Below are 12,947 nucleotides of genomic sequence, written 5' to 3'. Positions count from 1 at the left end.
GATAACTGTGATGACGCCGAGGGTCACCAAGTGACGCTTGTCACGAATTTTTGACAAAGTTTGACAATCGATTCGTCACTGTCTTTGCCGCCCGGAGCGAACCGGGCGCGACACCAGTTCCTTGATACTGCTCTGTTTTATCACATCTTTTTCATCATCAGAGCCAATATGCAAGCCCATATCCCGCAGCAGGCCATCCCTGAGGTCATAGACAAAACCGTGAACAGTCAGCGCCTGACCCCGCCGCCAGGCTTCCTGCACGATGTTGTTCTGACACACATGGGTGACCTGCTCGACAACGTTCAGTTCACACAGGCGGTCGACCCGGTCCTGCTCTCCGGCAACGCCGGCCAGTACGTCCTGATATTTATCCCTGACGTCCTGCACATGGCGCAGCCAGTTGGCAATCAGCCCGAAGCCTTCATTATAAAGTGCCGCCTTGACACCCCCGCACCCGTAATGGCCAACAACCAGAACGTGCTTCACTTTCAGCACATCAACGGCGAACTGGAGCACCGACAGGCAGTTGAAATCTGTATGAACCACCACGTTGGCAACATTGCGGTGCACAAACAACTCACCGGGCATCAGATCAACAATCTGATTGGCCGGCACACGGCTGTCCGCACACCCGATCCAGAGGTACTCCGGAGCCTGCTGATCGGAGAGCTTGCTGAAGAATTCCGGATTCTGCTCCTTGATACCCGCTGCCCAGGCTCTGTTTTTGTCCATTAAGGTGTCGAGTTGTCCCATGTCGCTTATCTCTTGTTCAGAAGGTTTCAAAACCTGCCAGTCAGGGCGACATTGAACGCTGGCAATGCCGCGACCCGAAAACTACTGGACCGGGTTGATCACTTCCTCATGCTGGGTGTGCATGGTGGTCTCGGCAAGGTCCAGCAACTCCCGCAATGCCACAGAAAACATCGCATATTCCGGTTCACGGACGCCTTTGAGTTCATTGAGCATGGATTCCCAGCGCTGTATCAGCGGTTCATACCGCTGCATCCAGCCGTCAACACAAGGACCGACTTCCTCGGGTTTGCCGGCGATGCGCAGAACACCCGTCGTCAGTGCACGCTGCTGCCAGTCCAGGTCTTCCCGGAAACTCTCCCTGGCAAGAGCCTGCCAGTGTGAGGCCGGTACCAGGTTTGCGATGGCGTTGGCAAACCAGTTCAGATCCAGCTTGTCGCCCAGATCATAATACAGTTTCGCGACGGTTTTCAGCGGCATGCCGGTTGCCTCATGGGCCTCGATGATGCCCAGTGAAGAATAGAGATAGTTGGTCCCCGAGACTACTGACGCCAGATCCTCAGGAACCCCTGCGTCAACCAGTTCATCGTGGCGCTTCTTCCATTCTTCGCGAGCCCGATCACCCAGATACTCTGGCAGATCAGAGGTGATCATCCATACGTTATCTGCAAACCGCTCCAGGTGGCTCTGGATGCTGAGCTCGGCTCGGCGGTTCCGCAACAGCCAGCGCACGGCGCGGCGAATCAACCGCATCAGATCGTTCATCAGCTCCATCTGAAGTTTGGCCGGAATAAAGTAATCCAGATACTCGATCTTGTCCCACCAGGTGTCCAGGCGGAACACGTCACGGGCAATGATCCAGGCCAGCGCCACGGAGGCCGCATCTGCCCCGGTGGACTGTTTCAGCCGCTCCACAAAAGTAATGCCCATATGGTTCACCATGTCATTGGCGATCTGGGTCGAAATGATTTCGCGGCGCAACTGGTGCTCGTTCAACTCCTTGACGAACTTACGGGTGAGTTCCCGGGGAAATACCTTGTACATCTCGCTGGCCAGCATCGGGTCGTCCGGCAGGTTGCTGGCAATAAGCGTCTGTTTGAGATCGCCCTTGACATAGGAAATGAGCACCGAAAGCTCCGGCCGTGTCAGGCCTTTCCTGTCGAGTTTGCGTTCAGTGAGCGTCTCGTCATCTGGCAGGAACTCAAGGCTGCGATTGAGTTTGCCTTCACTCTCCATGGTGTTCATCAGCCGGCGATATTCCTCCATCCGGGTAGCAGCACCCACGCTGGCGATGCTGATCGCCTGAACCTGCCGGTAGCTGTTTTTCAGAACCAGTCTGGCGACATCATCAGTCATTTCCACCAGCATCACATTGCGCTGCTTATGCGTCAGATCGCCCATGGCAACGGCCTGATTCAGCAGAATCTTCATGTTCACTTCGTGGTCTGAACAATCCACACCACCGGAATTGTCAATGAAATCGGTATTCAGGCGTCCACCGCGCAAGGCAAATTCGATACGGCCAAGCTGGGTCATGCCCAGATTGCCACCCTCGCCGATGATCTTGCAGCGCAGTTCGGAACCATTGATACGAAGTGCGTCATTGGCCTTGTCGCCGACATCGCCGTGGGACTCGCTTTTCGCTTTCACGTAAGTGCCAATACCGCCGAACCACAACAGATCCACCTGGGATCTGAGAATATGGCTGATCAGCATATTCGGCGGCACACGATCCGACTTGATGCCCAGCAACTTCTTCATTTCGGGACTGACCGGTATCGACTTGGCACTGCGGTTGAAAACACCACCGCCCTTGGAGATCAGCTTGGCGTCGTAATCTGTCCAGGACGACCGGGGCAGCCCGAACAGCCGCTTACGCTCTTTATAGCTCGCCTCCGCGTCAGGCGACGGATCAATAAAGATGTGCATATGGTTGAAAGCCGCCACAAGCTTGGTTTTTTCCGATGACAGCAGGCCGTTACCAAAAACATCGCCAGCCATATCGCCAATACCGATGGCGGTGAACTCGTCCAGTGCCGGGTTTATCCCCAGCTCGCGGAAGTGGCGTTCCACCGCTACCCATGCACCACGGGCGGTGATGCCCATTTTCTTGTGATCGTAGCCGTTACTGCCGCCCGAGGCGAACGCATCCCCCATCCAGAAGCCGTACTCCGCTGCCAGGCCGTTGGCAATATCGGAGAACGTCGCCGTGCCTTTATCGGCAGCCACCACCAGATAGTGATCATCTCCATCGTGACGTACCACCGCCTCCGGTGGCTTGATTCCACCAGCCTCCGCCAGGTTATCGGTAATATCCAGCAGACCACGGATAAAGGTTTTGTAGGCAGCTATGCCCTCGGCCTGGAAAGCCTCACGGTCCGATATGTCCGGCAGCCGCTTGGCAACAAAACCACCTTTGGCGCCCACCGGCACAATGACTGCGTTTTTGACCTGCTGGGCTTTTACCAGTCCCAGAATCTCGGTGCGGTAGTCCTCGAAACGATCCGACCAGCGCAGGCCACCCCGGGCCACCTTGCCGCCCCGCAGGTGAACCCCCTCCACCCGTGGCGAGTAAACGAAAATCTCGAACATGGGTAGCGGCAGCGGCATATCCGGAATCTTGTGGGGGTTGAGTTTCACGCTGATGTAGGGTTTGTTTTTGCCGTTTTCGTCAGGCTGGTAGTAGTTGGTACGGAGCGTGGCCTGCATCAACTCGATATACAGCCGCAACACCCGGTCTTCGCTGAGGTTTTCGACCGCATCAAGACCGGCATTGAATTCGATCTCCAGCTTTTGCTGCGCGGCCTTGCTCTTGCCCGGGCTCTGGTAGCGCTCCGGGTTGAAGCGAACCTCAAAGAACTCCAACAGCAGGCGTGCCAGATCCACATGATGAACCAGGGTGTTGGAGATGAAAGTCTGACTGTTGGACACCCGGATCTGACGCATGTAGCGGGCAAAGGTCCGGAGCAGGGCAATTTGCCGCCAGCTCATGTAAGACGACAGCAACAGACGGTTGAACGCGTCGTTTTCGGCATCGCCATACCAGACCCGGGTGAAAAGGTCCTCAAAAATCGGGCGAATCCGGTGAATATCCACCACTGTTTCGCCAGTGGTCTTGAGCGTAAAATCATGTATCCAGACAACGGCCCCGCGGCGGTCAGTCACTTCAAATGGATGCTCGCCAATCACCCGGAAACCCAGGTTGTCGAAAATCGGCATGACATCCGACAGCGGCAGGGTAACGTCCGGATAGAACAGCTTGAAATGAAGCGTGCTCTCATCTTCTTCCAGTGCCCGGTAGAAGCTCATGGTGAGCGTCTTTTCGCTGGTACTCCTGGCAATGTGGTCCAGATCGATGGCGGCCCGACGAGGCGAGAACATATCCTTGTAACTGGCGGGAAACGCTGAGGAATAGAGACGGTACATCTCGTTGCCCGGCTCCTCGCCATAAGCCTCGTTCAACGCCTCCAGCAGTCCGTCACGCCAGGACTGGGCGAGGGCAAAGACCTTTTCACGGATTTCCTGATACGGAATCTGGCGGTTTTCCATCTGGGGGACCCGGATAGTAAACTGCACCCGGGCCAGCACCGACTCAGAGAAATGCGTAACGAACTCGATATCTTCTGCGCCCAGGGTATCTTCCAGCACCCGCTCAACTTTCAGCCGCAGTTCAGTGTTGTAAATATCCCGTGGAAAGAAAGCCAGGCAGGTCACAAACTGACCATAGACATCCTCGCGCATGAACAGCTCAATACGGCGGCGCTCCTGGATATACAGGATATTCTTGGCCACCGCTAGCAGGTCAGAGGACTCAATCTCGAAAAGCTCGTCCCTTGGGTAGACCGTCAGAATCTGGTCCAGCTCCTTGCCGGCATAGTCATCCCGCATGAACCCGGAGCGCCGCATGACGGTCTGAAACTTTTTCCGGAGTAACGGAATTTCGTCAGGGCGTTCGTTGTATACCCTTGCGGTGTAGAGGCCAAGAAAACGCCTCTCACCGACGACTTCGCCCTTGCTGTCAAACTTTTTCACCGCAATGTAATCCGGGTATGCCGGCCTGTGCACGCGGGAGCGCTGAGCGGATTTGGCAAAAATGAAGATGTCATCAGTGCGGGTCATTTCATGCCGGGTTCGCTTGGGCAGCTCGTTAAGCCTGACCATGTCGGCCCGCTCATTATTAACCCTGAGAATGCCCAGTTCCGAGTTCTCGACCCTGCGCACGACCAGGCCTTTCTTGTCTTTGACAAAGTCGTACTCATCGTAACCAAGAAACGTGAAATGCTCTTTCACCAGCCACTCCAGAAAGGCCATGGCCTCCTGCTTGTCATCGTCGTCAATGCGGGCTGCAGTGCTGTCCAGTTCTTTACTGATCTCGGTTACTTTTTCTTTCACGATCGGGAAATCGTTTACCGCAATCCGTACTTCATGAAGCGTATTCTGGAAGACCTCTTCCAGTGCACGCAGGTCCTCCATGCTACTGTGACGATCAATCTCAAGGGCAATCAAAGCCTCGTAATGGGTCTCGCTGGCTTTCTTTTTGGGCGGATACACATTTACCAGTCTGCCTTCGCTGTCGCGCTGAACCTGGAGAACCGAGTGCTGGATGGAATGGGTCCCGATTTCCCGCTGATTGATGGCGATCCGCAAGGAATCGATAATAAACGGCATATTCGGATGCAGGATGAAAATCACGGTATGGGTCGACTGCCAGCCGTCGCTCTCGAGGTCCGGGTTGAATACCGACACCGGCGACTCATAAGGTTCGCGCTTCTGCAAAAACTGCCAGGCCGAGAGAATACCGCCATAGGTATCGGAAAATCGTCGGTTGGCCAGTTCTTCAAGAGGGATATGGGCGAAGTGCTGCTTGGCAAAATCCGTGATTTTCTTCGCTTCTGTCTCTGGAATCTTCTCAGCAAAGGCATCGGCCAGCTTTTCGAAAAACTGTTCCTTGCTGGCAATCGTCAGCGCATTCATAGTCAACCTCTGAGAATGTGAAATAAACGTAACCGTCCGGTTGCCACTTAAGCATAGTCAAACCCTTGATTTTTGCCGCACAGATGCGAAAACTGCGGCATCTACTTACGCAAATCTTCCCGGAACCGGAGTGACTCATACCCATGGCATTGCAGGATACGTTCGGCGACCTGAGAACTCAGTTAGCGAAAAGGATAATCGGCCAGGAAAAGCTCGTTGACCGTCTCCTGATAGCGCTGCTGGCAGATGGTCATCTGCTGGTGGAGGGCGCACCCGGTCTTGCCAAGACGACAGCCATCAAGGCTCTGGCAGATCACATTGAGGGCGACTTCCACCGCATCCAGTTCACCCCGGACCTGCTTCCCTCCGATGTCACCGGCAGTGAAATCTACCGCGCAGCGACCGGAAAATTCGAATTCCAGCACGGGCCGATTTTCCACAACCTGGTACTGGCGGATGAAATCAACCGGGCACCTGCCAAGGTTCAGTCGGCGCTGCTGGAAGCGATGGGCGAACGGCAGGTCAGCGTCGGCATGCAGACCTTTCCGCTTGCTCGTCTGTTCATGGTCATGGCCACCCAGAACCCCATTGAGCAGGAGGGCACTTATCCGCTGCCCGAAGCCCAGCTTGACCGTTTCCTGATGCATGTAGTGATTGACTATCCATCAGCAACAGCGGAAAAGGCGATTCTGCACCTGGCCCGGGATGACTTCCGTCGGGGTCAGACCGAAGTGGAAAACAAAGTTTCCGCAGAGCAGATCTTCGAGGCCCGCAATGAGGTGTCGGATATCTACATGTCAGAAGCTGTCGAGCAATACCTGCTGGCGCTGGTGCTGGCTACCCGTTCACCGGTTTCTGTAGACCCTGAACTGGCCCGCTGGACAGCCTTCGGCGCCAGCCCCCGCGGCACCATCGCACTTGACCGGTGCGCCCGCGCCTATGCCTGGCTCGATGGCCGTGATTACGTCAGCCCGGACGACATTCGCACCATCGCCTTTGACGTGCTCAGGCACCGGATACTGTTGACCTTCGAAGCAGAAGCAGAAGGTCTGACAGCGGACGCGATTATCAGGCGCCTGATTGAAAATGTTCCGGTAACCGCCTGACCGTCGTGACCATGAGCTCCCTTGAACCCGCCACCACCCATATTGCGCTGCCGCAGCTTATCCGCCTGCAGGCGGACGCCCGCGCTCTGAAGCTGCCGGCCGCAAAGCAGGTCCGGTCACGCCAGGCGGGACTGCAGCGATCACCCCGGCGTGGCCGGGGCATGGCCTTTGCGGAAGTGCGACAGTATCAGCCGGGGGATGACATTCGCAGCATTGACTGGCGGGTCACCGCAAGACGGCAGTCGCCCCACACCAAATTATATGAGGAGGAACGGGAGCGGCCGGTCCTGCTGCTGTGTGATCTCGGGCCATCGCTGTTTTTCGCCAGCACTGGCGCCTACAAGCAGGTTCGCTGTGCGCAACTGGCGGCCATACTTGCATGGCTGGCGCTCTGGGCCGGCGATCAGGTGGGGGGCATCGTATTTGATGGCCAGACCCTGACGGTCCAGCGCCCGGCCCGCCGCAAAAAATCGGTGTTGCAGCTGCTGGACACCCTGGCAAGCCTTCAGCGCATCCGTGGTCAGCGCCAGGAGGCATTATCGTCAGACCGGCCGGGGGCAGGTCTCGACACCGCCCTCGGTGAGGCCAGACGCGTGGCCCATACCGGCAGCCGGATCTTTGTCATCAGCGATTTCATCCACCTGAGTGACGACACCTCGCGTCTGCTGGGGGCATTGGCAAAGCATAATACCGTCAGCGCACTGCAGATCGTGGACCCACTGGAACTGAAGCTGCCGGACAGCGGCCGATTCGCGATTGCCGGAGACGACGGGCCAGTCTGGTTCGACGGCAGCAACCCGAGGTTCCAGCGGGCGTACGGGGAGAAAGTGGCCCGCCACCAGGCGCAACTGCAAGAATGCTTCCGCACGGCCGGGGTAAGTCCGGCAACGGTCATGACCGCTGACGAGCCCGCGGTTGCGCTCCAGGCACTGCTTGGCCCTCGGGGCCGAATTGGTTAACCGATTACCTGCGGAATGATTATGGAACAGGACCCGCTGAGCCAGCTCAGAGACATTCATATCCCGCCGCCGGAAGGCTTCTGGCCCCCTGCCCCCGGCTGGTGGTTTGTGCTGTTGCTGGTGATCGGGCTGGCCATCGCTATCACGGTATGGCTCCGCCGTCGCCGACAAAAAAACGCATGGTATCGAATAGCCCGGCGCCGACTCGACCGGCTGGCCGAGGGCGCCGCCGGGACCAGTCGGTGGTTCAACGAACTCAATTCACTGCTGAAACAGTCCGCGCTTGCCCGCTACCCGGACCGGCAACCGCAATCCCTGAGCGGATCCGGCTGGGTGGATTTTCTGCTGGAAACCAGTCCTGCAGACCCTGCCGCCTCGCGGCCGGTTGTCTCGGCGATGGTTGCAAGCTGTTACCAGCCCTCGCCCACCTGCCCAACAGACGACGCCATCCGGTTTGCCCGGGTGTGGATCGGAGGGCAGAAATGTTGAGTTTTGCCTATCCCTGGGTGCTGGCCCTCATTGCCCTGCCGCTGCTGGCAAACGCCCGTAAGCGGCCTGCACCCGCTGTGGAAGCGCCGGTACTGCCGACCGGACACTGGCTTTCGGACCTGCCTGGCGTCAGTCGCAGCGGTAGCCGCAATTCACTGCTGAAGCAACTCTTGCTGCTGCTGATCTGGATTCTGCTGGTAACGGCGCTGGCCCGCCCCCAGTATGTTGGTGAACAGGTCCAGCTACCGGTCACCGGCCGGGATCTGCTGCTGGCGGTGGATATCTCACCCAGCATGGATGAACAGGACATGGTGGTTCAGGGCCGGAGTATAAACCGGCTACAGGCGGTAAAGCGGGTGCTCCACGATTTTATCGAACGCCGGCAAGGTGACCGCCTGGGGCTGCTGTTATTCGGCACCGAGCCCTATATTCAGGCGCCGCTGACCTTTGACCTGAACACGGTCCGCACCCTGCTGGATGAATCCGGCATTGGCATGGCCGGCCGTGCGACGGCCATCGGTGATGCCATTGGCCTGGCGATCAAACGTCTTCGCGACCGGCCGCAGCAGCAGCGAGTCGTCATCCTGCTGACTGACGGTGCCAACACCGCCGGCGAAATCCCTCCCGACAAAGCGGCCGAGATTGCCAAAGCCGCCGGGGTCCGTATCTATACCATTGGCATCGGCGCTGAATCGATGATCCAGCGGGGGCTTCTGGGTTCACGACGGGTCAATCCATCCAGGGACCTGGACGAGGGTCTGCTGACCCGCATGGCCCAGCAGACCGGCGGCCAGTACTTCCGCGCCCGCAGCCTGCCGGAACTGGAGCAGATCTATCAAAGCATTGACCAGCTTGAGCCCATTGAGCTCGAAGGCAAGCGCTACCGTCCAGTCACCGAACTCTATGTCTGGCCAGCCGGTCTGGCCGTGCTGATCTGGCTTGCATGGCAACTCGGCCGGGCGCTGATTCTTGCCAGGGCAAACGGGGCCCGGCGCGAGGAGGCCGACAATGGATGATTTCCACTTTATTCGCCCACTGTGGTTGCTGCTGCTGATTGCCGCACTGGTTATGCCTCTGGTTCTCCGCAGATTCCGCAGCGTCAACAGTGGCTGGAACCGGATCATCCCGGCAAAACTCCTGACTCCGCTGATCCGTGCTTCCAGGGCCGTTGGCGCCGGTGCCCGCTCTCCCATCCTCCCCCTCGCTCTGGCGCTCGCAGTGCTGGCAATTGCTCTCGCCGGTCCGTCCTGGCGCGAGGCCCCAACACCCCTCCAGCAACAGAACGACAGCCTGGTAATAGTGCTGGACCTGTCACTGTCCATGCTGGCAACCGATGCAGAACCGGATCGCCTGACCGTCGCCAAACGCAAGATCCGCGACATTCTCGATGCCCGCGAAGGCAGCCTCACGGCCCTCTTGGTCTACTCCGCCGACGCCCACGTGGTAACCCCGCTGACCGACGACAGCCAGACCATCAAGGGCATGCTGGATGTGCTGGACCCGGTTATCATGCCGGCCGCCGGTAACCGCGCGGACGCGGGTATACGCCGTGGGCTGGACCTGCTGGAACAGGGCGCGCCCGGCAAGGGAAGATTGTTGCTGATTACCGATAGCGTAGCCGACCGATACCAGGAGAACATCCGATCCGCCCTGGCCGATAGCCGTTTCTCCCTCAGCACGCTGGTGGTTGGAACCACCGGGGGCAGCCCGATACCGCTTGCCGACCAGGGCTTTATCCGTGACGGCGGCGACATCGTTATTTCCCGCGCCGACCCCGAATCCCTTCAGGTCCTGGCCGAAGCAGGCGGCGGCAGCAGCCGGGCCCTGACCCTTTCCGATGCCGACATCCGGGCTCTGGAGCTGCGCGCGCAGGACTCGGACGACTGGCAGGAAAGTGACCGGGAACTAACCGTCAATCGCTGGCAGGACGATGGCTACTGGCTGCTGTGGCTTGTTATCCCCCTGGCATGGCTGGGCTGGCGCCGGGGCGCAGTGCTTGTGGTGGCATTCGCCTTATTACCACTGACGCCCCGCCCTGCCCAGGCCCAGTCCTGGGAAAGCCTGTGGCTGCGCGAGGACCAGCGAGCGCCAGCAATGATCCGCAACAACCCGGAACAGGCGGCGCAGGATCTTCAGGACCCGGATCTTCGGGGCAGCGCGCTCTATCGTGCCGGCGACTATAAACGTGCCGCCGAGGCTTTTTCCCGGGGTGACGCTTCCTCTGCCGTTTATAATCGGGCCAATGCGCTGGCGAGGGCCGGCGAACTGGAGGAAGCGCTGAGCACCTACGATCAGGTCCTCGCCGGGCAACCAGATCATGAGGACGCCCGGTTCAACCGTCAGCTGGTTCAACAGTTGCTGGAACAGCAGCAGAATCAGTCGGGGCAGGAGCGCGGCGACTCCGGGGATCAGTCCGATCAACAGCAAGGCAGTGAACAGGGGGATTCCGAAAGCCAGCCTGATACCCGGTCCGGCAATCAGGACCAGTCGGGCAATCAGGGCGAGTCCGGAGAGAACCGCAGCGAGCGTGAACAGGCGCAGAATCAGCAGCAAAATGGCCAGAATGGTCAGCAGCCACAGCAGCAGCCGTCATTGCAGGATGAGGAACGGCAGCAGGCCGGTAAGGAACCGGAACAGACCACCGGCAAACAGCAGGCTCCGGTTCCGGCCGAACTGGACCCGTCTGCCCTTTCCCAGGGTCAGGAGCAATGGCTACGGCGGGTTCCCGATGATCCCGGCGGTCTGCTCCGACGAAAATTCCTCCAGCAGTATCAGCAACGGGACACCCGGACCGACAAGGGCGACACACCATGGTAAACCGTCTGGTTTTTGCATTCATACTGATACCTGTTCTGTGGGCCCTGGTGCCCGGCGTCACGGCCGCCGGGACCCTGTCGGTTGAGCCTGATCGCGAGCGCCTTTACCAGGGTGAAGTGCTGACCCTGACGGTTAAAGGCTCCACGGAGATCGAAATCAACCTCGGTAATATGATTGAATTCGACGGCTCCAGCCTGCCAACACCGGATATTGAAAAAGTTGAGGACGATTTCGAAATTCTGGAGCGCAAGCAGCGGTACTCGATCCAGACGATCAACAACCAGACGAAGGCAAGGGTAACCTGGACCTACCAGCTTGCCCCGCGGAGATCAGGTCAACTGACCATTCCCGCCCTGCAATTCCGGGATGCGACATCCATGCCGATCACCATCGAAATGATTGATGGCCGTCCGCCGGAACAGACCGGCAGCGCCCGTGACAGTTTTATCGAACTGTCGACCGACACAGACAGGGTCTACGTCCAGGAGCAACTGGTACTTTCGGTAAAGCTGTTTTTCAAGGGCAACCTGATCCGGGGCGAGCTGTCCGAGCCGTCGCACCCCGACGCGATTATAGAAAGCCTGGGCAGACAGATTCAGTACACGCGCTTCCGGGATGGTGAGCGTTATCGGGTGGTGGAGCGCCGCTACGGGGTTTTCCCGCAGCAGCCGGGCGAGCTCCGCCTGCCGCCGATACGTTTCGAGGGCCAGGCCCGGGACCCGTCGGGCCGGCTGAAAGTCCTGCGCGGCAGCAAACAGCTGTTCACCGTACCAGTGAAGGATGTTCCCGCCAGCTTTACCGGCAAGACCTGGCTGCCTGCCAAAGAACTGACGCTGTCCGAGTCGGGGCTTCCCGGCGACGCGGACATCAGCACGGGACAGAATCTGTCCCGCAGCCTCGAGCTGGTTGCTGCAGGACTGCCGGCGGAGGCCCTGCCACCATTTACTTATGAGCTGCCGGATGGCATCCGGGCTTACCCGGAGAGTCCGGAGCGCAAGACGGTCCCCACCCAACAGGGGCTCACCGGCAGGCTGACCCAGACCGCGGCCCTGGTCCCTGTGACAGCGGGCGAACTGACACTGCCGGCAATCCGCATCCCCTGGTGGGACACCACTACCGATTCCGAAAAAGTGGCGGTTATCCCGGCCCGGAAGTTTCAGGTCCAGGCCATGCCCGGCCAGCCGGCATCAACCGGCAGCCCGGCAAAGAACGCTGACCAGCCAGCGCCAACGACACCGCCCTCTGCCCCGGAAGAAAATGCGCTGCAATCAGAATCAACAGGGCCCTGGTTCTGGCAAACAGTCGCGCTTGTGCTACTGGCCGCATGGCTCATCACCGGGTTCGGTTTGTGGTATTCACGACGCCAGCATACCGGCGTCAGAACACCCGCTCAGAAACCCGGGAACACCGAAAAGGCCCTGTTCTCGACGCTCTGCGAATCCGCTATGGCGGGGGCACCGGAAACCCCCGACCACCTCATCCGGTGGGTGCAGCAGCTTGAGCCACAGCGCTCGATCCTCAGCCTTGAGGACGCCTACAGGGCGCTCGGTAATGATCTGGTTGATCGCAGAATCCGTGAACTGCAGGCCAGAATTTACAGCCCGCAGGCGGGAGCCGCAGAAAGCTGGCAGGGGAAGCCGCTGGTTGACGCCCTGACCCGCTGCCGGGAACGGCTGAAGTCGGAGCCGGGCGCCAGAAATCCACTGCCTCCGCTCTACCCGGATGAGCTCAGCGCCCGTTAGGCCGGGCAATTGCTGAGCCGTGAATGCACGACCACAGGCTGTTCATGGCAAACCAGTGCCCCCTCGACACGGATCGGGGTAGCGGGCAGTATGGGAACAAAAGCGCGACC

Annotated in this window: 8 protein-coding genes; 6 read left to right on the top strand and 2 right to left on the bottom strand. The window is 59.1% G+C overall.

Annotated elements, in window-relative coordinates:
• Positions 1 to 75: 75 nt before the first annotated feature.
• Positions 76 to 753 (bottom strand): carbonate dehydratase, encoded by a 678-nt coding sequence (gene can, locus VJ956_RS04235; RefSeq protein WP_324081981.1) that lies wholly within the window; start codon positions 751 to 753, stop codon positions 76 to 78.
• Between the two features lie 81 nt (positions 754 to 834).
• Entirely contained in the window at positions 835 to 5,724 is a 4,890-nt protein-coding gene (locus tag VJ956_RS04230) for an NAD-glutamate dehydrogenase (RefSeq protein WP_324081979.1), read from the bottom strand.
• A 143-nt stretch (positions 5,725 to 5,867) separates the two neighbouring features.
• Between VJ956_RS04230 and VJ956_RS04225 the strand changes: the two genes are divergently transcribed.
• From VJ956_RS04225 to VJ956_RS04200, 6 genes are read left to right on the top strand one after another with little or no spacing between them, the layout of a single operon-like run.
• Positions 5,868 to 6,830, top strand: coding sequence for a MoxR family ATPase (locus VJ956_RS04225; protein WP_324081977.1), 963 nt, complete (start codon positions 5,868 to 5,870; stop codon positions 6,828 to 6,830).
• An 11-nt stretch (positions 6,831 to 6,841) separates the two neighbouring features.
• The gene (locus VJ956_RS04220) at positions 6,842 to 7,789 is read left to right on the top strand and encodes a DUF58 domain-containing protein (protein ID WP_324081975.1); all 948 of its coding nucleotides are present in this window, start codon (positions 6,842 to 6,844) and stop codon (positions 7,787 to 7,789) included.
• A 21-nt stretch (positions 7,790 to 7,810) separates the two neighbouring features.
• Entirely contained in the window at positions 7,811 to 8,278 is a 468-nt protein-coding gene (locus VJ956_RS04215) for a DUF4381 domain-containing protein (protein ID WP_324081973.1), read from the top strand.
• Positions 8,272 to 9,294, top strand: coding sequence for a VWA domain-containing protein (locus VJ956_RS04210; RefSeq protein ID WP_324081971.1), 1,023 nt, complete (start codon positions 8,272 to 8,274; stop codon positions 9,292 to 9,294). The genes VJ956_RS04215 and VJ956_RS04210 overlap by 7 nt, the downstream gene beginning before the upstream one ends.
• Positions 9,287 to 11,095 carry a VWA domain-containing protein gene (locus VJ956_RS04205; RefSeq protein WP_324081969.1) on the top strand — a complete coding sequence of 603 codons (1,809 nt, stop codon included), beginning with the start codon at positions 9,287 to 9,289 and terminating at the stop codon, positions 11,093 to 11,095. The genes VJ956_RS04210 and VJ956_RS04205 overlap by 8 nt, the downstream gene beginning before the upstream one ends.
• Positions 11,089 to 12,837, top strand: coding sequence for a BatD family protein (locus tag VJ956_RS04200; protein WP_324081967.1), 1,749 nt, complete (start codon positions 11,089 to 11,091; stop codon positions 12,835 to 12,837). Before VJ956_RS04205 ends, VJ956_RS04200 begins: the two co-directional genes overlap by 7 nt.
• The last annotated feature ends 110 nt before the right edge of the window (positions 12,838 to 12,947 follow it).

Source organism: Marinobacter sp., assembly GCF_035268745.1.
In the GTDB taxonomy this organism is placed as follows: domain Bacteria; phylum Pseudomonadota; class Gammaproteobacteria; order Pseudomonadales; family Oleiphilaceae; genus Marinobacter.
This window is presented reverse-complemented; position numbering and strand designations above follow the sequence as displayed.

Excerpts from the sequence above, each read along its gene's own strand:
- VJ956_RS04230 (WP_324081979.1), bottom strand. The coding sequence starts at position 5,724 with ATGAATGCGCTGACGATTGCCAGCAAGGAACAGTTTTTCGAAAAGCTG.
- VJ956_RS04205 (WP_324081969.1), top strand. The coding sequence starts at position 9,287 with ATGGATGATTTCCACTTTATTCGCCCACTGTGGTTGCTGCTGCTGATT.
- VJ956_RS04220 (WP_324081975.1), top strand. The coding sequence starts at position 6,842 with ATGAGCTCCCTTGAACCCGCCACCACCCATATTGCGCTGCCGCAGCTT.
- VJ956_RS04225 (WP_324081977.1), top strand. The coding sequence starts at position 5,868 with ATGGCATTGCAGGATACGTTCGGCGACCTGAGAACTCAGTTAGCGAAA.
- VJ956_RS04210 (WP_324081971.1), top strand. The coding sequence starts at position 8,272 with ATGTTGAGTTTTGCCTATCCCTGGGTGCTGGCCCTCATTGCCCTGCCG.
- can (WP_324081981.1), bottom strand. The coding sequence starts at position 753 with ATGGGACAACTCGACACCTTAATGGACAAAAACAGAGCCTGGGCAGCG.
- VJ956_RS04200 (WP_324081967.1), top strand. The coding sequence starts at position 11,089 with ATGGTAAACCGTCTGGTTTTTGCATTCATACTGATACCTGTTCTGTGG.
- VJ956_RS04215 (WP_324081973.1), top strand. The coding sequence starts at position 7,811 with ATGGAACAGGACCCGCTGAGCCAGCTCAGAGACATTCATATCCCGCCG.